The organism is Polyangiaceae bacterium, from assembly GCA_020633205.1.
Lineage (GTDB): Bacteria > Myxococcota_A > Polyangia > Polyangiales > Polyangiaceae > JAHBVY01.
This window is the reverse complement of record JACKEB010000014.1, coordinates 154,858-173,829: the sequence shown is the minus strand read 5'-3', so window position 1 is coordinate 173,829 and position 18,972 is coordinate 154,858. Positions and strand designations below refer to the sequence as shown.

General features: G+C 65.1%; 19 protein-coding genes. 12 read left to right on the top strand and 7 right to left on the bottom strand.

All coding sequences use genetic code 11. The features are described from left to right. Positions 1–140: 140 nt before the first annotated feature. From aroF to H6718_20730, 9 genes are all read left to right on the top strand, one after another. A complete protein-coding gene (gene aroF, locus H6718_20770) occupies positions 141–1,196 on the top strand; it encodes a 3-deoxy-7-phosphoheptulonate synthase (protein MCB9587850.1) in 1,056 nt (351 codons plus the stop codon). Then, positions 1,193–1,936 (top strand): bifunctional demethylmenaquinone methyltransferase/2-methoxy-6-polyprenyl-1,4-benzoquinol methylase UbiE, encoded by a 744-nt coding sequence (gene ubiE, locus H6718_20765; protein ID MCB9587849.1) that lies wholly within the window; start codon positions 1,193–1,195, stop codon positions 1,934–1,936. Before aroF ends, ubiE begins: the two co-directional genes overlap by 4 nt. Position 1,937: 1 nt before the next feature. Then, the gene (locus H6718_20760) at positions 1,938–3,368 is read left to right on the top strand and encodes an isochorismate synthase (GenBank protein ID MCB9587848.1); all 1,431 of its coding nucleotides are present in this window, start codon (positions 1,938–1,940) and stop codon (positions 3,366–3,368) included. 50 nt (positions 3,369–3,418) lie between these two features. Further along, the gene (menD, locus tag H6718_20755; protein MCB9587847.1) at positions 3,419–5,203 is read left to right on the top strand and encodes a 2-succinyl-5-enolpyruvyl-6-hydroxy-3-cyclohexene-1-carboxylic-acid synthase; all 1,785 of its coding nucleotides are present in this window, start codon (positions 3,419–3,421) and stop codon (positions 5,201–5,203) included. Positions 5,204–5,276: 73 nt separating this feature from the next. Then, on the top strand, positions 5,277–6,035 hold the full coding sequence (locus tag H6718_20750; protein ID MCB9587846.1) for an alpha/beta fold hydrolase: 759 nt from the start codon (positions 5,277–5,279) through the stop codon (positions 6,033–6,035). A gap of 23 nt (positions 6,036–6,058) precedes the next feature. After that, entirely contained in the window at positions 6,059–7,039 is a 981-nt protein-coding gene (locus H6718_20745) for a 1,4-dihydroxy-2-naphthoate polyprenyltransferase (protein MCB9587845.1), read from the top strand. A 9-nt stretch (positions 7,040–7,048) separates the two neighbouring features. After that, entirely contained in the window at positions 7,049–8,149 is a 1,101-nt protein-coding gene (locus tag H6718_20740) for a hypothetical protein (GenBank protein ID MCB9587844.1), read from the top strand. Continuing rightward, positions 8,146–9,555: an AMP-binding protein gene (locus tag H6718_20735; GenBank protein MCB9587843.1), complete on the top strand. Its 1,410-nt coding sequence runs from the start codon at positions 8,146–8,148 to the stop codon at positions 9,553–9,555. The genes H6718_20740 and H6718_20735 overlap by 4 nt, the downstream gene beginning before the upstream one ends. Positions 9,556–9,985: 430 nt before the next feature. Then, positions 9,986–10,294 carry a hypothetical protein gene (locus H6718_20730; protein MCB9587842.1) on the top strand — a complete coding sequence of 103 codons (309 nt, stop codon included), beginning with the start codon at positions 9,986–9,988 and terminating at the stop codon, positions 10,292–10,294. A 354-nt stretch (positions 10,295–10,648) separates the two neighbouring features. On the opposite strand, the gene H6718_20725 is transcribed toward H6718_20730, so the two are convergent. Beyond that, positions 10,649–11,119 (bottom strand): DUF3565 domain-containing protein, encoded by a 471-nt coding sequence (locus H6718_20725; protein MCB9587841.1) that lies wholly within the window; start codon positions 11,117–11,119, stop codon positions 10,649–10,651. Between the two features lie 407 nt (positions 11,120–11,526). On the opposite strand from H6718_20725, the gene H6718_20720 reads away from it, so the two are divergent. Further along, positions 11,527–13,755 carry a hypothetical protein gene (locus H6718_20720; protein MCB9587840.1) on the top strand — a complete coding sequence of 743 codons (2,229 nt, stop codon included), beginning with the start codon at positions 11,527–11,529 and terminating at the stop codon, positions 13,753–13,755. 39 nt (positions 13,756–13,794) lie between these two features. Here the strand turns inward: H6718_20720 and H6718_20715 are convergent, their stop codons facing one another. Further along, positions 13,795–14,160, bottom strand: coding sequence for a DoxX family protein (locus tag H6718_20715; protein ID MCB9587839.1), 366 nt, complete (start codon positions 14,158–14,160; stop codon positions 13,795–13,797). A 236-nt stretch (positions 14,161–14,396) separates the two neighbouring features. Here H6718_20715 and H6718_20710 point away from each other — a divergent pair, with 236 nt between their 5' ends. Continuing rightward, positions 14,397–14,786 (top strand): helix-turn-helix transcriptional regulator, encoded by a 390-nt coding sequence (locus H6718_20710; protein ID MCB9587838.1) that lies wholly within the window; start codon positions 14,397–14,399, stop codon positions 14,784–14,786. An 11-nt stretch (positions 14,787–14,797) separates the two neighbouring features. Here H6718_20710 and H6718_20705 read toward each other — a convergent pair whose 3' ends face one another. Next, positions 14,798–15,064: a hypothetical protein gene (locus H6718_20705; GenBank protein ID MCB9587837.1), complete on the bottom strand. Its 267-nt coding sequence runs from the start codon at positions 15,062–15,064 to the stop codon at positions 14,798–14,800. Positions 15,065–15,087: 23 nt separating this feature from the next. Between H6718_20705 and H6718_20700 the strand changes: the two genes are divergently transcribed. Next, positions 15,088–15,225 (top strand): hypothetical protein, encoded by a 138-nt coding sequence (locus H6718_20700; protein MCB9587836.1) that lies wholly within the window; start codon positions 15,088–15,090, stop codon positions 15,223–15,225. A gap of 59 nt (positions 15,226–15,284) precedes the next feature. On the opposite strand, the gene trxA is transcribed toward H6718_20700, so the two are convergent. The 4 genes from trxA to H6718_20680 form a co-directional block, all read right to left on the bottom strand. After that, the gene (gene trxA / locus H6718_20695; protein MCB9587835.1) at positions 15,285–15,710 is read right to left on the bottom strand and encodes a thioredoxin; all 426 of its coding nucleotides are present in this window, start codon (positions 15,708–15,710) and stop codon (positions 15,285–15,287) included. A 74-nt stretch (positions 15,711–15,784) separates the two neighbouring features. Continuing rightward, positions 15,785–16,003 (bottom strand): hypothetical protein, encoded by a 219-nt coding sequence (locus H6718_20690; protein MCB9587834.1) that lies wholly within the window; start codon positions 16,001–16,003, stop codon positions 15,785–15,787. 524 nt (positions 16,004–16,527) lie between these two features. Continuing rightward, the gene (locus H6718_20685; protein ID MCB9587833.1) at positions 16,528–17,676 is read right to left on the bottom strand and encodes a metallophosphoesterase; all 1,149 of its coding nucleotides are present in this window, start codon (positions 17,674–17,676) and stop codon (positions 16,528–16,530) included. Beyond that, positions 17,676–18,869: a cytochrome-c peroxidase gene (locus H6718_20680; GenBank protein ID MCB9587832.1), complete on the bottom strand. Its 1,194-nt coding sequence runs from the start codon at positions 18,867–18,869 to the stop codon at positions 17,676–17,678. The genes H6718_20685 and H6718_20680 overlap by 1 nt, the downstream gene beginning before the upstream one ends. Between the last annotated feature and the right edge of the window lie 103 nt (positions 18,870–18,972).

Here is an 18,972-nt window from a genome sequence, read left to right as displayed (position 1 = left end):
CGCTTGACGCCAGGGGGTGCCACCACTAAACCTTCAAGAGATTTTGAAACTATCGACGCTCTCGAAAGCAGCTGTAAAATAGCCGAAGCGTCTCCACGCAGCGATTCCCGTAGCCCCCTCACCCCCAAATCCTGCAGCCCATGATCGTCAACTTGGAGATCGGTACCGACACCGCCAGCGTCCAGCGGGCGCTGGTCGCGCACGGGCTCTGGGTGCGACGCCTGGAGGGCACCGAAGAGGTCTGCTTCCTCATTGAGCCAAGCTCGCGACGGGTGAGCCGAGAGGAGCTGTTGGCTATCCCGGGAGTTCGCGACGTCGCGCTCCCGAAGTCACCCCATCCCCTGCTCGACGCGCAGCCGAAGCACCCCAGCTTGTGCGGCGTTGCGCTGGGCAAGGAGCCGCTGCTGATTGCCGGCCCTTGCGCCGTCGAATCGCCGGAGCAAATCGATGCGATTGCCGCGCGGATTTCAAACGTCGGGGCGCGGCTGATCCGCGGCGGCGCCTTCAAGCCCCGCACGTCTCCCTACTCCTTCCGAGGCCAGGGCGAGCAGGCGCTGGGGTGGCTGTCGGCAGCGGCACGCAAACACGGCTTGGGCGTGGTCACCGAGGTGATGGCTCCAGAGCAAGCCCCGGCGGTCGCCGAGCACGCCGACCTGCTTCAGATCGGCTGCCGCAACATGCAGAACTACAGCCTGCTCGCGAGCGCCGCGGAACATGAGCGGCCCATGTTGCTCAAGCGCGGCATGAGCGCGACCGTCGAGGAGTGGCTGCTCGCCGCCGAGTACTGCCTGCTGCACGGAGCGCCGTTCGTGGTGTTCTGCGAGCGCGGGATCCGTGGCTTCGACACGACCACACGGAACTTGCTGGATCTCGGGGCGGTAGCGCTCTTGAGTCACGTCCACCATCTGCCGGTGTTGGTCGACCCAAGCCACGCCTGCGGCCGTCGCGATCTGATCCCGGCGTTGTCGAAAGCCGCGTTGGCGGTCGGCGCTGCGGGGCTCTTGCTGGAGACCCACGATGCCCCGGGCGAAGCGTTGAGCGACGGTCCTCAGGCGCTCGCTCCCCAGGAGCTGAAGGCGTTGGCCGCCGAACTCGGTTTCCGCGCGAAAACTTCGAACGGTGAGCGCGCGGGCTCAATGGACAGTGCAGCCGTCGCGGCGCCCGCGGAATTGCCTCGGATGGAGGCTCGAACATGAATCAGGTGGAGTCGAAATCAAGCGCGCTGGGGGATGAGCCCCGAGGTGGTTCAGGTGAAATGTTCGATCGCATCGCCGATCGCTATGACCTGCTGAACCGTATTATTTCCTTGGGGATTGATCAGGGTTGGCGGCGCAAGACCGTCCGCGCGTTGGCCCTCAAAGGCGATGCTCAGGTGCTTGACCTCGCGACGGGCACAGGTGACCTAGGCATTCTGGTCGCCGAGACGCACCCAGAGGTCGAGGTCGTCGGGCTGGATCCATCAGCCGGGATGCTCGAAGTAGGGCGCCAGAAGGTGCACGACCATGACCTGACCGGGCGCATCCGCATGGTGCAAGGCCGCGCTGAGGAGCTGCACTTCGACGACGATCAGTTTGATGGCGTGTGCATGGCATTCGGCATCCGCAACGCCGAGGACCGAGGGAAGGCGCTGCGAGAAATGGCTCGCGTGACTCGACCTGGTGGTCGAATTGCCATCCTGGAGCTGTCCGAACCACGCGGCGTGCTTGGGCCGCTCGCACGCTTCCACGTCCATCAGGTCGTACCGCGCCTCGGCGCGTGGCTGTCTGGGGCCAAAGAGTACCGGTACCTAGAGAAATCCATCGCGGCGTTCCCGCCCGCAGAGGAGTTCGCTGCGCTGATGCGCGAGAGCAACCTCGAGGTGCTGCAGGTGCAGCCCCTGACGTTCGGCGTGTGTCACCTATACGTAGCCACCCCAAAAGTTGCGGAGGCTGACTGACGTGAGCTCGCTCGGCCCTAGCCTGAGCCCGGCCGGGCCACACGAGGCAGCCGACTACAAAGGCTCCCTCGACCAGCGCATTTTAGGCGCGCTGGAACGTGGCGCGGGCACGCGCCTAGTCAGCCTCAGCATCCCTGCTCCACGTGTCCCTGCGGATACGCTCCTGAGTATGCGGGGAGAAGCCGCGAGCTTTCTCTGGGCACCCCCAGCCGCAACCCACTTCTCCGGGTTTGGCACAGCTCACGAGATCGCCAGTTCTGGCAGCGAGCGCTTTCGCGTCTGCGCCGAGCGCGGCGCGGTCTTGCGTGAAGCGCGTGAGTTGCTCGCTCCCGAGGCTCCCGCAGCGCGCCTGTTTGGCGGGTTCGCATTTCAGAGCGCTGGCTCGGGCGACGGCTTGAGTGAGCCCTGGCAAACCTTCGGCGAGGCGCGATTTTTACTCCCGCGAGTGCGCTACGCGGTCGCCGGTGACGATGCATGGTTGACCCTGACGCTCGGTCCCGAGGAGCGTGACGCGGCGAAGATCAGCGCTGAGCTACGTGAGATCTTGAGCGGGCTCCGTCACGCAGAGGCGCCGAACAGCATCGCGATCCGTCAGACTCACGGTGACGTCGTGAGCACCGAGGCGAGCAGCTATGAGAGCTGGGATGCCTTGATCCGCTCCATCCTGGATGCAATCGCACGAGGCGGCGCAGAGAAGATCGTCGCCGCGCGCAAGACCCGCTTCACCCTGCAGCACCCGGTAGACCCGCTGGCGGTTCTGCAGCGACTCCAAGGATCGCCAAACGTCAATCGCGTGGCCTTCCGTTTCGCTCAGGCTGAATTCCTCGCGGCAACGCCTGAGCGATTGCTACGGCGCTCTGGCCGACAGATTCAGACCGAGGCGCTCGCAGGCACTCTCCCCACGCAGCACGCGTCTGGCTCCGTCGCCGAGGCGGTGCGCGCGCTGCTCGCGAGCCAGAAGGACCGCGAAGAGCACGCCTATGTGGTGGAGGAAATCTTGCGCTGCCTCCAGCCGTTCTGCAGCCAAATCCAGGCAGCGCAGGAGCCATTGGTGCGGGAGCTACGCCACGTGGTGCACCTGCAGACGCCCATCGAAGGTCAGCTTGCGGCGGACCCCGAGCGTCACGTGCTGGAGCTGGTCGAGGCACTTCACCCGACACCAGCGGTCGGCGGCGTGCCCCGCCAGTTCGCGTTGGACTTCCTGAGCGAGCATGAGGCGCTGGAGCGCGGTTGGTACGCGGGCCCACTCGGCTGGTACGACGCCGCAGGCGACGGCGAGTTCTGGGTGGGGCTCCGCTCGGGTGTTTTCAGCGGCAACGAGGCGCACCTGTTCGCCGGCGCGGGCATCGTGCGTGGTTCCGAGACGGAGAGCGAGTTCGCCGAGACCGAAGTGAAGCTCACTAGTTTGCTTCGCGCGCTCGGCATCGCCTGATCCATCGGGATTGGTGCTCCGCTAGGCTTGCTGCTCCGTTAGGATTCGTCATGCACAGCCGAGGCCCGGACAGCGCTACTGCGGCCCACCTGACCAGCAGCTGGGCGCGCCTCTTGATGCACACGCTGTGGGACGCGGGGGTCGAGCACTTCGTCGTGAGCCCCGGCTCGCGCTCGACGCCGTTCACCTGGGCGCTGATGCAACTCACCAGGCAGCCTGACGGACCGAGCGCGCAGATCGTGCTGGATGAGCGCTCGGCGGGCTTCGTGGCGCTGGGTGTCGCGCGCGCCAGCGGCAAACCGGCGGCGCTCTTGTGCACGTCGGGTAGCGCCGCCGCCAACTATTTCCCCGCGGTAGTTGAGGCGCGAGCCGCCGGCCTGCCGCTGCTCCTGGTCACCAGTGACCGGCCCACGGAGCTCGGCCAGTGCGGCGCGCCGCAGACTCTCGATCAGCTGAAGCTCTACGGAGACCAAGCCGTGGGCTTTTTCGAGCTGGGGCAAGCGGAGAGCGATTTGCGCGCCTGGCGCGGCTTGCGTCGTATAGCGCTGCAGGCATACGCAACCAGCATCGGTCCCATTCCTGGGCCCGTGCAGCTCAACGTCAGGGCGCGCAAGCCGCTGGAGCCGGAGCCAGACGGTCCGCTCAAGAGCTTCGTTGACTCCCTGGTGGGCCCTCACCCCCAAAACTTGATCCGCACGGAAGTTAGCATCAGCGAGGTCGCGGCGGAGCACCTCGCTCAGCGCCTGAAGCAGGCGAAGCGGGGCGCGATCGTGTGCGGTCCGCTGTCACCAAGCCAAGCGGCGCCGCGCGAGCTCTTGCAGCGCATCTCCAAGGCGAGCGGCTGGCCGCTGTGGTGCGAAGCGACGAGCAACGCCGAAAGCGGAGACGCCGTCACTCGCTTCGACACCTGGCTGCGAGACGAAGCGGCGCGGCGGGAACTCACGCCGGACGTGATACTGCAGCTCGGTCCCGCACCGACCTCGGGCAGCCTGCTGCGTGTCCTCGACCAGTTCGAAATCGAACGTCACGTGATCTGCCCGTTCGGCTATCAAGATCCAGCGAATCGCGCCGCGAGCGTGCAGCGTGCTGATTTGGGTCCGAGCTTGAGGCGCCTGTTGACGCGTCTCGAAACGGCCCCCGCCGCCGAGCTCTACTGCGAGCGACTGATGCGAGTAGAAGCTGCCTGTGGGGCCGCGCTCGTGGAGGTGCTCGAGGCGTGCGACGGGGAGTCGCAGCTGAGTGAGGCGAGCGCCTTCGACGCGGTCCTACAAAACCTCCCGGAAGCGGCGACGCTGAGCGTTGGCAATAGCTTGGCGGTGCGTGAGGTGGATTGGTTTCGTCGCCACCGACTGCCTGGTCGGGTGCTCTCTCAGCGCGGCCTGAACGGCATCGATGGCAACGTGAGCGGCGCCTTCGGCGCGCGCCTGGCAGGAGCTGCTGGGCCGCACCTGTTGCTGCTCGGAGACTTGAGCTTTCTCCACGACTTAGGTGGCCTTGGGGCGGCTCTGCGCGCAACTCAGCCCCTCGTGGTCTGTGTGATCAACAACGCGGGCGGACGCATCTTCGAGATGCTGCCCCTCGCCTCCGAGGTCGACGCGGCAGCGCTGGAGCCGTGGACCACACCTCATCGCGCGAACTTGGAGCACGCCGCGGGGATACACGGGATCGCATACTTCCAGGCGAACACCCGAAGTGAGATCAAGGCGTCACTGGATGCCTGTCTGAACCGCAATGCTGCAGCGGTAGTAGAAGTACGGGTGGCAGACCAATCCAGCATTTCTGCTCAGCGCGCCTTGTGGCGCCGCGCGAGTGAGCGTATTTCCGCGGCGCTGTAGGTCGCGCGCCGACCCTCGCACCCCCATCACCTCCCCTCCCGCGACCGTCACCCGACGGACCGCCGCGCCGTTCATGGACATCGTTTTTCTTCACGGATTTACCGGAACGCCAGGTTCCTTTCGCTGGGTCGCAGAAGCGCTGGCCCCGACGCAGGCCCGCGTGTTCGCGCCCATCCTGGTTGGGCACGCCGGCGGTCCGTCTGCGGCGAGCAGCTTCGAGCAAGAGGTCGAGCGGTTGAGCCGTGAGATCGACGAGGCGGGTTTCCGTGGAGCACACCTGATCGGTTACTCCCTTGGGAGTCGCGTGTCGCTTGGCCTCTTGATGCACGACCAGACCCAGTTCGCCAGCGCGACGCTCGTAGGAGTGCACCCCGGGCTCGAGAGCGAAGCCGCGCGGAAACAACGCGTACAGGCTGACGAAGGCTGGTGCGAGCTGCTGGAGCGCCAAGGCATCACCGCCTTCATCCGCGCTTGGATGACGCTACCCTTGTGGGAGACTCAAAAGACCCTCGACGAAGCGAAGCTCGAAGCTCAGTCGCGGGATCGCATGACCCACACGGCGCTCGGCCTGGCATGTGCCCTGCGGAGCCTTGGGCTCGGGCAAATGCCCGCGTACGTCGAGCGCCTACATACGTTGAAGCTGCCCGTGCACTTGGTGGTTGGGGAGCAGGACGCGAAGTTCCTGGAGATCGCCACGCGCATCGTTCGGCAGCTGCCCCAGGGGGATCTGCAAGTGGCGCCAAGCTCCGGTCACAACGTACTGCTCGAGCGTCCCGATTTCATCGCGCAGGTGTTAAGAAGCGCGGACACAGCGTGTCCTCCTCCGAACTAGACTCCCCGCCGCAGCCAACCAAGCTGCCCGCACCCGGTAGCTTCGGCGCGTGGGTGCTCGCATGTCGCCCTGCGACGTTGTCCGCGAGCTCCGTGCCCGTTTTGGTGGGCACCGCCTGCGCGTTCCTGGCCGGCGGCTTCAAGCTCGGTCCTGCTCTGGCAGCGCTGATCGGCGCGGGACTCCTACAGATTGGCAGCAACTTCGCGAACGACGTCTTTGACTTCGAGAAGGGCGCCGACACCGAGGAACGCCTGGGACCAACCCGCGCGGTGCAAGCCGGACTGGTGTCGCCAGAAGGCATGAAGCGCGGCATGTGGCTGGTGTTCGGACTCGCGCTGCTGGTGGGGATCTACCTGACGTGGGTCGCGGGTCCGGTGATCATCGTCATTGGCCTGTGCTCCATCGCGGCTGCGATCGCCTACACCGGAGGACCGTATCCGCTCGGATATCACGGGTTGGGCGATGTCTTCGTGATGTTGTTCTTCGGCTTCGTCGCGGTACTGGGGACCATCTACGTGCAGCTGCACGAGCTGACACGCCTCGCTTGGCTCGCGAGCCTGCCAGTCGGCGCGCTGGCGACGGCCATCCTGGTGGTCAACAATGTGCGGGACTGCGACACGGACCGCGAGGCAGGCAAGCGCACGTTGGCAGTCCGCTTTGGCAAGCGGGCGGGCGTGGCGGAATACATTCTACTCTACGCGGTTTCTTACCTCGTTCCGCCGCTGCTCTGGCTTGGTGCGGGTTTTGCAAATCCACTCGGGAGCGCCGACGGAGCCGCTCAAGCAGCGCTGAAACCCTGGGTCATGTTGCCTTGGTTGGCTTTGCCCTTGGCGATCAAGAACGTGGGATCCATGCTTCGCGACCTGCGCCCACTCGCCCCTGGGCCGGGTGCCGCGAAACAACGCGGCGTGGTCCTCAACGAGACGCTCGTGAGGACCGCCAAGCACCTCGCCATCTTTGGCTTGCTGTTCGCAATTGGCCTGACACTAACCAAACTAATTTGAAGAGTGAGTATGCGCGCTGCCCGTTGTCGCGTGCGCCTCGACAAGAGGCGCGACCTGGAACTGAACCTCACCACCTCGAGCGGTAGCTGGACATCGCGTCCCAGCGCGCTGGTGCACCTGATCTCCAAGGACGGCACCACAGGCACCGGCGAGCTCGCGCCGCTGCCTGGGTACAGCCCCGATGAGTTCGATGCCGCCTACGAGGCGCTCTCCGATATCGAACCTCTGGAGATTGACCCGCCGGACTACGCCAAGCCGCGTATCTTGCTCTCGCGCATCGAGGCGATGGTCCCGCGTAGCCTGCCCTCCGCGCGCTTTGCGTTGAGCTCGGCTGCGATGGACTGGATTGGGCAACAGGCTGGAATTCCCGCATGGGAACTTTTGCTGCCACCAACGGATGAAGGCAACGCCGACTCCGTGCCCCTCTGCGCACTCTTGCCTCAAGACAACCCAGCCGCCGCCGCGAAAGAGCTGATCGCCGCTGGCTATGGCTGCGTGAAGTACAAGCTCGGTGCGGACCTCGAGCAGGCCACGAGCGAGTTGAAGGCCATCTCAGAGGTCCTCAAGGAGGGTGGTTTGGGGGGAGGGTGTTTGCGCCTGGACGCGAATCAAGGCCTCTCCGCGAAGCAACTCGGAGACGCGTTGAAGGCGCTCAGCGAGTACCAGCCGGATTTCCTCGAGGAACCGCTCAGCAGCGAGGAGCTGGTAGCCTGGCTCAGCGCTGGCAACTCATCGCCATGCGCCTTGGGCGTGGATGAGAGCCTGTTCAACGCCCCAAGCATGGTCAAGGCCTGGTTCGGCACGCTACAGACCCGCGCTGTGGTGCTGAAGCCGACGTGCCTCGGGCTCGCGCGCTGCCTGGACGTCGCCGATCAAGCGCGCAGCGTGGGAGTCGACGTCACCGTAAGCCACTGCTTCGAAGGCGCTTTCGGCTACACGGCGGTGGCCGCAGTTGCGATCGCGATCAGCAGCCGCAAGCTGTCGAGCGGCTTGGCTCCGCCGTCCACGGTAGGAGCCACCACGAAGCGCCCACCGCCGTTCGTTGCCGCGGGGTACATCACTCCGTGGGAGACCTCGGGGCTCGACACCGAGTTCGCGGTGCGCGGTTGAGTCAGCCACCAGCCACCCTGTCACTGGGCCGGGTCGCTGGCGAGCAGGCTTCGCGAATTGCGCTGATCGATGCGGGTCAGCCGCTGAGCTATGGAGAGCTCTGGGCGGGCGCCCAGGCGGCCCAGGGTTGGCTAGCAGCGCAAGGGCTCTTGGATGCGCCGCTGCTCGCCTGCGTCGCTGAAGCGAGCAGGCGCCATATCGAGCTGGCGCTCGCCGCCATCGATCTGGGCCTGCCCATCGCCTTCGTTCACCCGCGCCTGCACCCGGCCGAGCGCCGTGAGTTGCTGGGCGGTTTTCCGCGCACCGCGGCGGCCCCGGTGCTGGACACTTCAACGTTGCCTGAAGCGGGTTGGCCGGCGCAAAGCAGCGCGCCTCACCCCCAAATGAGCCGCGCGCTGAGAGACGAAGCCTGGAGGCGCTGGGAGGCTGTGCTCTTTACGAGCGGCAGCACCGGGACACCAAAGGGCGTGCTGCTCGGCGCAGAACAGTTCTTGGCCGCTGCCCACGCCTCTCAGCGGAACCTCGGCTGGCTCGAGCACGACCGCTGGCTCTTGAGTCTGCCGCTGGCACACGTGGGCGGCTTGTCCATCGTACTGCGTTGCCTCGCGGCAAGGCGCACCGTGGTGTTACCAGAGCCGGGCGCCGGGCTCGACTTGGGGCGCCTCACGCGGGCGGTCGAAGGACACCAGGTGAGCTTGATGAGCCTGGTACCGACTCAGCTCGAGCGGCTGGACGGGTGGGCTCCGCCGCCCAGCTTGAGAGCCGCGCTGGTCGGCGGCGCGGCGGCGCGCCCACAGACCATCGCCGAGGCACGACGGCGCGGGATCCCGACGCTCACGACTTACGGCGCCACCGAGGCTTGCTCGCAACTCGCCACCCAACCTCTGGGGAGCCCGCTGCGCGAAGATGGCGCCGTGGGGACGGCTGTGGCCGGCACTCAGCTCGAGATCCGGGCAGGGCGCATCGCGGCCCTTGGACCTCAGCTGATGCGTGGCTACTTGCCTCGAGGAAATGAAACCGACCAGGGCGCCGGGCTGGAAGCCGACTGGTTCGTCACTAGCGACGCCGGAGAGCTCACCGAGGACGGCTGGCTGCGCGTCCTCGGGCGCATCGACGACGTGATCATCACGGGCGGAGAGAACGTGCACCCGACCGAAGTCGAGGCGCGCTTGATCGAGTGCAGCGGAGTGTCGCGCGCCCTGGTAGCCGGCGTTTCGGATCCCACGTTTGGCCAGATCGTCGGCGCGCTGCTCGTGGGAGATGCGTCTCGAGATGGCGATTTTCAGGCGTTTTGTCAGAGCCTCGCGCCACACAAGCGGCCCCGGCGCTGGCGCTGGGTGGAGCGCCTGCCTGAGCTCCCCAACGGCAAACCAGACCGGCGAAAAGTCTCCGAAACCTTCGACTGAAGCGTACCAGCGACGAGTTACTGCGCTGAAACGCCGCGCAGTGCGGGGCACGGCGGCGTAAGTCCACGTGGCGCACGCGTCGCGGGGCATCGGCAGAGCGGTCGGAGACGCGAGTGGCGGCGTTGCCTTCCGCCACTCGAAGCGAGCTGGGTCAAACGACCGCAAAGCGCACGGGACGTGGGATCGCAGCTGCGAACGCCGCGTCAACGATGCGCCCAGGCATAGGTGCGGCAGGTTCGAGCGTCTGAGGCACTCAGCGACCCGCGCCCCAAACCGTGCGATTGGCACAACCGCTGCTTAGGAGGATGCAACGTTCGACGAGCACTCGGTTGCGCGTCGACGGGCCCCTGGAGCGATTTGTTTCCTCCGGGTAACTCAACTCCACGCTTCGACGACGTGAAGTCGAGCGCAAATACAACACGAGGAACTTATGAAGCACTTTCTGACTCTGGTCTGTCTCTCCGCAACCCTGGCCTTCGCTGGCTGCAGCAGCGACAACTCGCTGATCGAAGAGGCCAACAACACCGTCGACTGCGCGCAGATCTGCGACACCTACAGCGACTGCGTGACCGACATCGACGTGACGGAATGCACCGACTACTGCGAGGACGAGGCCGACGCCAGTGAGGCGACGGAGGATCGGGTGCAGGCGTGTGAGGACTGCCTCGACGACAAATCGTGCAGCGAAGCCGCGGTGTCTTGCTGGGACAACTGTGCGTTCGTGCCTGTGCCGGAATGAGGTCAAGCGACCTTGGCAGCTACCGCCTGACTCGCGCTGATACGCGCCTGAATCGGGCGGCAGCGCAAATGAGGGGCCGTGCGGCGACACCTTCGCGGGACGAAACGTGAACCTCAGCTTGGATAGTGCGGGTCGAGACGACTCGCGATGGTTCACTTGTTCGGAGGTGCGAGGGGGGTAGGCGACGGTGTCGCCGCACGGCTGACGCTCAACGGGGTGGGTGTGGACGCCCCGATGGTTCGCGGCGGGTTTGGCTCTCGATGCTGCCGCTCACCATGTCTCTACCTACGCCCCAGCCGGTTCTGACTTCCCTCCCTTTGGAACCCAAGTGCTCACTTTCGAGACTGAATGGCACTAAGATGGCTCGGCCGCGGCGTCGGCCCGCAGGAAGTCCACACGGAAACGAACTGGCTCGATGATACGTAAGTGGTGGGGCGTGTCGGGTTCGATGACGCCGAGCACCCCCGGGCGCAGCACGAAGACGCCGTGGGGACAGTGGTATTCGAGCCGCCCTTCCTCCACCACGATGTGCCCCCACACTCCCGGTTTCGTGCGGTGGTCGTTGAGCAGCGCCTGCGGCACGTCCTGATCGGTGAACTCACGCGTACCTGAGTACTTTTCGTATCCCTGGGGCACCGACCCCATATTGCAGAACTGGCAGTCGAGGGGCTCGCCCCGCTTGGCTTCGCGGCCTGCTTCGCTAAGCACCCAGGGGCGCTCCTGCCACGGCGGCGCGTGGCGCACATGCTGCGTGTGGCCGCACTCGAGTTCGGCGACCCAGTGCCCCTCGGTATCTTGGTGATAGCCCGCGATCTTGCGCTCCAAAGCACTGCTCCTGGTTCGGGGGAGGATGTCCGCGGCGGATACGGCCGCCGCGCGTAGCGAAAGCAGCCACGCGAGCGGGAAAAAAGCTAGCCGCTTGCTACGAAGTGGCAGCCAGCGCCCCAAGTCGAGCTGGAAGGCGCTGCGGGCAGCAGCTCATTGGTGCTAGCCTTCGTACACTCCAGGTTTGGTTCTTCGTTCTCGCGCTCTAGGCGAGAGTTGACCGCGTCTCGAGCGCGGCTTTTGTGGCGGCCCATGCAACCACTCGGCGATTTGAGCGTATGCACCGCGCACACCTGCGGGAGTGCGCTGGGTGAGGCGCAGCTCTTGCACTGCGCTCGTTCGCTCTTTGGCTTTGGCCCGCTTGTTTCGGGTCTTCGCGCCGTCCGGCGCCTGCTCCCGCGAGTCCCATGAAACCCGGCAAGCTCCAGTCGATCTCTCTCTACCTGGCGCTGGCGCTCAGCCTCATCGCGATCGTGCTCGCCCTCGTGGTGCGGCCCGACGCCAGTACGCCGCCAGACTTTCTGCGGTTTCTTGGGCGTTTCCACACCCTCGCGGTGCACCTGCCGATTGGCATCATCACCCTAGTAGCGATCGCGGAGCTGGTCTCGTTCTCCCAGCGCGCTCGGCCGAAGGTCGATCCGGTGATCGGTTTCGCCCTCCCCGTGGTGGCCGTCACCGCTACGGCGGCGTTCACGTTGGGCCTGCTGCTGGCTCGAGGCGGGGGCTACCCGAGCAAGCTGATTTTCTGGCATCGGGCGCTGACCCTGGCGTCGATCGCCTTGCTCCCCATCTGTGCCGGGCTCTGGGGGCCGGTGCAACGCAGCGGCAATGGCCGTTGGCTCTACCGTGGAGTGCTGTTCAGTGCCGTCGGCCTGATGAGCATCGGGGCGCACTTCGGTGGCTCGATGACCAAGGGCGAAAACTACCTCGTCCAGTTCGCCCCCAAGTTCGCTCGGGGTCTCCTGGGGGTGAAGGAAGCTGAGCCAGTCGCCGAGGCCAAAGTCGAGCCCACCGCCGACCCGTTGGTCTGGCAGCACTCAGTGCAACCTCTGCTTCAGCAACACTGCGTGGAGTGTCACGGCCCCGAGGAAGCCAAAGGCGGCTTGCGCCTCGACACCCTGGAGAGCGCCCTCAAAGGAGGAGACGAAGGCAACACGGTCGTCCCGGGCAATGCTGCGAAGAGCTCGCTCGTCAGTCGCATGAAGCTGCCAACGGACAGCGACGAGCGCATGCCGCCGGACGGCAAAGCTGGCCCCAGCGACGCAGAAATCGCGCTGATTTCGTGGTGGATCGACCGCGGCGCCGACGACAAGCTGAAGGTTCGCGAGGGCATCACCCCAGCCCCCGTGTCGGAGTTGCTGGAGAAGACCCTGAGCCAAGCGGCCGTTGCGCCCTCAGCGCCTGCAGGCGAGGGCCCAAAGTCCGCTGAGGCAGACGCCGGAGCAACGGATGCCGAAAAGACCGCAGCCGGCGACGACGACGACGACGACGATGACGATGACGACGACGACAGCGAGTTCGGACCAACTCCGCACTACGGCTCCGGGAGCAGCGACGACGACGATGACGACGACGGTGGAGAGACCAAGCAGGTCAGCCTGAGCCACAAGTCCGGTCCCGTCTGGAGCAGCCTCGTCAGTCCCTTGCTCGACAGCCGCTGTGGTAACTGCCACGGAGCCAAGCGCCAGAAGGGCAAATTCCGTGTGGATTCACTGGCTGCCCTCCGCTCTGGAGGCAAGGCCGGTCCCGGTGTCGTGCCAGGCAACCCGCAGAAGGGTACGCTGCTCGCTCGCGTCCACTCGACGAAGAAGAGCGAGCACATGCCGCCCTACAATCAGCCTCAGCTGACGGACAGCGAGGTGGAGCTGATCACGTGGTGGATCAAGCAAGGCGCAGACGAGAAGATCGCCTCCACTGCGCTGCCGAAGGCCCTGCTCGCCAAGTACGGTCCCGAAGCCCCCAAGCCGGTATCGAAGCCGACTGGTGGCGGGGACGATGACGACGACGACGACGATGCCGATCCGCAGGCGGCGGACGCCGGCGCACCGACTGCCGACGCAGCGCCACCAGCCACCCCAGACGCGACGCCTGTCGAGCCTGCCAAGGACACGGTCGCGCTCTACACCGACATCGTAAAGCCCATGCTGGAGAAGCGCTGCGGCGCGTGCCACACCGGCGACGGCGCGATGGGCGTGCACATCGACGATCTGCCCGGGATGCTGGAGGGTGGTGACATCGTCGCGGGTGACCCCGAAGGCAGCCCGATCCTCGCGCGCCAGCTGGTGCCTCTCGAAGAGCTGAGCCACATGCCGCCGAAGAGCGAACCTCAGCCCAAGAACTGGGAAATCGAGGTGCTACGGCTGTGGATCAAAGACGGCGCGAAGGCCGACGCTCGAGTCGCCCTCGCCGATCTACCCCCGGAAGCGATTCCGCAGGGCAAAGGTGGAAGCGACGCAGAAGAGCCCAGCGCCAAAGCAGGGGCTGGGGGTAAGGCTGGCGTTCAGACCCCCTCGACTGCCGGCGGCTGCGCCGCTTGCACCATCTCCCCCGAACAGGCGAGCCCACTCAGGAGGCTCGCCGCCTTCAGCCTGCTGGTCGGATTCGGCGCGCTGTGGCTGCGTCGTCGGCGCCGCTAGCTTTGGGCGCCCCGCGAAACAGCCAGACTCAAGCTGCTATCAAGCAGGCTGACGCAACGGGAGCAGCGCCCTCAGGCGCGCATCCCTGAGGAAAAGCCCTAACCACAGCATCACCCCGATTAGCACCGGCGCCAGGAAGGGCTCACCGACACGCACGTGGGTCGCCGTCGCACCACCCAGGTACGCCGTGAGCAACACCGCACCGAACACCGAAGTACGCGGCACTGCGTAGAGCAGCGTAGAGACGAGCTCTGCCAGCGCGATGGGCAACAAGGCGCCGCCCGGGTAGCCCAGATGCTCCTGAAACTGTGCAACGAACTGGGGATTGGCTGACAACTTCATCGCGCCGCTCGCGCTGAGCATCAGCACGGGTAGCGCAGACAACACGCGCCCGGTCCACAACATCCAGCGCGGTGACTCCGCGCTCTTGATCACTGAAGCCGCTTCCATATTGGAACTCCAGGCGCACCGCTGCGTTCCCACACGGATACAATCGGTCCCGCTTGGCCGACGACACTCCGTGCAGGTCAATCGCTCAGACCAGAGCTAGACCGTGCGCTTGCTGGGGCTATAGTGAGCGGGCGGCGCACCTCGCAAGTAGGCACACCGCTGTAACCCCGAGCCCAAAGGTAGGCACATCCATGTTACCTGACACGTATTCGCCGCCAAACGACTGCAGTGTCGCTCGAGACGTGATGTCCGCGATCGGCAGCAAGTGGACGATTCCGGTCGTCGCGTCGCTATCCCACGGCGCGCTGCGCTTCGGGGCGCTGATGCGCGCGCTCGACGGGATCTCACAGCGCATGCTCACCCTCACCCTGCGCTCACTGGAACGGGACGGCATGCTGATGCGCCGCGTCCTCGACGGTAACCCGGCCCCCGTCGAGTACGAGCTGACGGCTCTCGGTCGTTCCATGCTGGAGCCAGTCAGCGCGTTCGGGCAGTGGGTGCAGGAGCACGCTGCAGACATCCACGCGGCGCGCAGCCAGTACGACCAGCTGCGCAATCCCCAAGAAGACTCAGCACCCTGAGTGGTAGAGGCTCAGACCCGCAACGCTGAGTTCTTCAAGGTCTCGATGAGCAGCTCACGATATGCACGCACCCGCTGCGGCAAGTGGCGGGCGCTCGACGAGACGACGTACACGTGGCTGGTGTGCGCCGTCAGCCCCGGCATCACGCGCACCAGTCGCCCGTCGGCCACATATGGTTCCCCAAGGAAATGTGGAAGGTTGCCGATCCCCACGCCGCGCACCAGCAGCTCGCGCATCAAGAGCGTGTCGTCGACCCGCGCGCGGATGTGCTTGGGCAAGCGACCACGGGCTACCAGGCTTCGTGGCGGAGATGCTCGCAAGCTTCGACATCGCAATTGCTCGCGGTGACTTCTCCAAGCCCGGTGACACCATCGAGCGGCTCACCGGGCAGCCCCCGCGATCCGTCTCGAGCTTCTTGGAGCAGCACCTGACTCGCTAGCGACTCACCCATTGGACGGCGCGCGGACGACCGGCGTCCCGCCCGCCCAATGTACGCAGCTAGCGAGCGGCTTCGAGCCAGCGCTTCATGGTGGTGGAATCCACCAGGCCTGCTTGCTGATTCACCACTTCCCCGCCCTTGAGAATCAGGAAGTTAGGGATGCCACTGACGCGGAAGCGCTGTCCGAGCTCCGGGTGAGCCTCGGTGTCGACCTTGAGCACCACCGCCTTCCCCGACATCTCAGACGCCACCTTTTTCACATGCGGCGCCGCCGCTCGACACGGGCCGCACCAAGCTGCCCAGAAGTCGACGAGCACGGGCACCTTGACGCTATTCACGATCTCGTCGAACTCGGCGACCCCGACGTCGATCGGCTCCGAAGCAGCAGGCAGGGTGGTCTTGCACTTTCCGCAACGGCCGGCGTCGGAGAGGTGCTTGGTGGGGATGCGGTTCTTCTGACCGCAGCTTGGGCATTGGCGGATCACAGTAGCCCCGCAGGATAAGTCGTCAGCGCGACTTGTGAAGGGGCTGCGGCAATCCGCCTCCGCTCAGATCACCGTCAGCGTTTGCCGTATTGCAGCGACTTCCCTGCGCGTTGCGCCAAGATGTAGGACTCCATCGCGCGCATACGCGGATCGTCCGCGTCGAAGGGTTTGCCCCTGACGGGGTGCTGGATGCACCAGTTGATCATGTCTCGCAGGAGCGCCACGCGACCAAGCTGGGGCTGAAACTTGGGGTACGTCTCGGGGTGGGTGTTGGCCGCGTGGGGGTGGCACATATCGCACGACACGCCGACCGTGCTGCCCAGGGCGTTTGCGTCGTGGAAGACTTCAGAACCAGCCAACGCGACGCGCTCCGTTTCGTTTTTCCACAGGGCAACATCTTGCTCGGTGATTTGACCGTAGGTCTGACCGTTGACTTGGCCAACCAGATCGGTGTTGTCCGCGGCCGGTTGCAACGTGTGGCGCTCTCGCTCTTCCGCCTCCCAGTTCGAGTTCGGATTCTTACGCAACCACTCCGCCATCAGGTCACCGGCGATGGTGGTTCCGGGAGTGCCCTTCGGGACGGTCGTCTTGGTCTTGCCGTCGCAGAGCAAGACTTCGACCTCGTCGTCCCTTACAGCGCTTGTGGTGGAGTCGCTCGTAGCGGCAGCTGTGGCCGCTGGAGTGGGCGCAGGCGCCGAGGGCTCCGTATTCTGCGCGGAACCGCCGCACGCGGCGGCGATGGCAGCGCTGAGCGTGGCACCACAGAGCCAGGCGCCAGGACCAAACCAGCTGTTCTTGTGCTGTTTCATGGCTTTCCTCAGTAGCTCCGAAGCTTGGGTTTGGCAGGCTTGGCCTGCTTGCCGTTGGTCGCCATGTACTTCTTGCTGATGGTGACGGGGTTACGGTTCCAGAGGTTGTAGACCATGTCTGCCATGCCATCGGGGTGCATGGTGACGAGTCCGTCCCCCAGGCCATCGTGGGGATTGAACGGATCCGGACGGCCCATCTGCACGGTGAGTTCAGGCATGCCCTCCGGGGCGTACGGCCAGGGCCACGCGGTGGAGAGCAACCCGTGGAAGTGAATGTTGCCGATGCGGTTCGTGAGCAACTGGTGCGTGTGACCGTGGAACACCACAACGCTCTTGAAGCGCTTCAGGATCGCCTGCACCTGCTCGGCGTCGTCGGTCCAGAAGTTCCAGGGCTTGTAGAGCTTGTAGAGCGGTGAGTGGGAGAACACGACGATGGGCTGCGTGACTGGCAGCTTCGCCAAGTCCTTCTTCAGCCACTCGCGCTGGGCGTCACCCACGGTGAAGGAGCTCTGCACCCCGTTGTCCAAGCCCGCAACGGTGCGCATGCGCTCCATCGGCGTGAGCTTGCGCTTGGTCCAGAAATCCTTCTCGACGACGCTGTTGAGCACGACGAAGTGCACGCCTTTGTGGTCGAAGGAGTAAGTGGGTTCGCCGAAGAGCTCGCGCCACTTCTCTCCCATGTCGAAGTACCAGTCGTGTTCCCCGACCATCACCTTGAGCGGTGCCTTGATGGTCTTCAGGATCTGCGCCCCCAGCTCGAGTTCCTTGGGTTGTCCGAGCTGCGCCAAGTCTCCTCCGTAGAACACGAAATCAGGCTGCGGATCGAGGGCATTCACGTCGTCCACCGCGCGCATCAGCTGATTCACGAAGCGGTCGTTGAGCTTGCGCTCGTAGAGGTGCGAGTCAGAGATGTAGGCGAAGTTGAACTTCTGTGCTTTCCCCTGCTTCGTCTGGGCATGTGCGACACTGATCGGCTGAAATCCGTGTGGCGCGGACAGACCAGCGGTCGCACCGAGTGCCGCCGCGGAGACCTTCATGAACGAGCGTCGGTCAAGGCTCTTCAGCGCCGTGTAGAGCTGCTGCCGATCCTCGAGGTAACGGGTTTCGACACTCTTCACACCGAGCAGCTGCGGTCGCTCCTGCTTACGCTTGGGCATTACTTGCCTCCCTTCGCTGCCTCGAAGGGCAACACTTCACGATTGGCCCGCTTGGTGTCGCGGAAAGGACGCTGCTTCTTGGCAAGGGTTGCTTGCCGCTTCTGCTCTCTCGTGTTCTGCGCGCTGAGGCGGTCATCCGTGAGGGCGAACAAGAACGCGACCAGCTGATCGACCTCTGCTTCGCTCAACGCCAGCGGCTCGATCCCGCCGTCCAGGTAGGTGTTTGTTTCCCCGCCCTTGTTGTAGTGGTCCACCACATCCCACAACGTCTGTAGCGAGCCGTCGTGCATGTACGGACCGGAGATCCCGACGTTGCGCACTTGAGGCGTCTTGAAAGCCCCGATGTCGGAGCGGTTGCGGGTGACCACGAAGCGCCCGAGCTCTGATAGATCCGTCTCGAGCGCGAGCTTGTCGATCGCAGCAGCGGAGGAGTCCTTTTCCAAGCTGGTCAGGGCAGAGCGAGCCAATTTTTCGAAGTCTTGGTGCCTCGCGGAAACTCCTATGTTGTGAAACCTGTTGTCTGTTCCGAGCGGGCTCGAGCTGTTCAGCTGATGACAGCTGTTGCAGCGAGCCTTGCCATTGAAGAGCATCCAGCCACCCTTGGCCGCAGGACTGATCGCTTTCGGATCACCGGACAGAAAGCGGTCGAAGGGCGCATTCAAGAAGACCAACGTGCGCTCGAACGCGGCGATGGCGCGCCCCATATCGTCGTAGTTCGGCGCGCGGCCGTAGGCGCTCTGGAATTGCTTCTGGTAGGTTGCATCCTTGGCGATGGCTGCCACGGCGGCTGCACCATTCGGCTGCCCCATCTCGATGGGATTGACGATGGGAAGCTTGGCCTGCTCTTCCAACGTCGCGGCGCGCCCATCCCAAAACTGCGAGCTGAAGAACGCCGTGTTCAGCACGATAGGAGCGTTACGCCTGCCGACTTGATCGCCGATCCCCTCGGAGGTGTTGCGGCCGTCGCCGAAACCGCGACTGACGTCGTGGCAGGTCGCACAAGCAACGGTGCCATCCTTCGAGAGCTTCGGGTCGAAGTAGAGTCGCTTGCCCAGAGCAACCTGGGCCTGCGTGCCGGGGTTGTCTTTGGGAACGAGCTTCTCCCAGTAGGCTGGAGCGATACCGGCGGGCACCACCACCTCGGGCGTCTTGACCAGGGGTGCGAGTAGGCTCTGCTGACCTGCAAAGTCCATCGCTCCATGAGGGGCGCGTTTCGCGCTCTCTCCGTGAGCGGTCGCCAGTGCGAGCAACAGCCCACCAGCGACGGCAGCGCTCAACAGTAGCGGCGGCGTGCCC

Excerpts from the sequence above, each read along its gene's own strand:
- aroF (MCB9587850.1), top strand. The coding sequence starts at position 141 with ATGATCGTCAACTTGGAGATCGGTACCGACACCGCCAGCGTCCAGCGG.
- ubiE (MCB9587849.1), top strand. The coding sequence starts at position 1,193 with ATGAATCAGGTGGAGTCGAAATCAAGCGCGCTGGGGGATGAGCCCCGA.
- menD (MCB9587847.1), top strand. The coding sequence starts at position 3,419 with ATGCACAGCCGAGGCCCGGACAGCGCTACTGCGGCCCACCTGACCAGC.
- H6718_20750 (MCB9587846.1), top strand. The coding sequence starts at position 5,277 with ATGGACATCGTTTTTCTTCACGGATTTACCGGAACGCCAGGTTCCTTT.
- H6718_20740 (MCB9587844.1), top strand. The coding sequence starts at position 7,049 with ATGCGCGCTGCCCGTTGTCGCGTGCGCCTCGACAAGAGGCGCGACCTG.
- H6718_20730 (MCB9587842.1), top strand. The coding sequence starts at position 9,986 with ATGAAGCACTTTCTGACTCTGGTCTGTCTCTCCGCAACCCTGGCCTTC.
- H6718_20720 (MCB9587840.1), top strand. The coding sequence starts at position 11,527 with ATGAAACCCGGCAAGCTCCAGTCGATCTCTCTCTACCTGGCGCTGGCG.
- H6718_20715 (MCB9587839.1), bottom strand. The coding sequence starts at position 14,160 with ATGTTGTGGACCGGGCGCGTGTTGTCTGCGCTACCCGTGCTGATGCTC.
- H6718_20710 (MCB9587838.1), top strand. The coding sequence starts at position 14,397 with ATGTTACCTGACACGTATTCGCCGCCAAACGACTGCAGTGTCGCTCGA.
- H6718_20690 (MCB9587834.1), bottom strand. The coding sequence starts at position 16,003 with ATGTGCCACCCCCACGCGGCCAACACCCACCCCGAGACGTACCCCAAG.
- H6718_20685 (MCB9587833.1), bottom strand. The coding sequence starts at position 17,676 with ATGCCCAAGCGTAAGCAGGAGCGACCGCAGCTGCTCGGTGTGAAGAGT.
- H6718_20680 (MCB9587832.1), bottom strand. The coding sequence starts at position 18,869 with ATGGACTTTGCAGGTCAGCAGAGCCTACTCGCACCCCTGGTCAAGACG.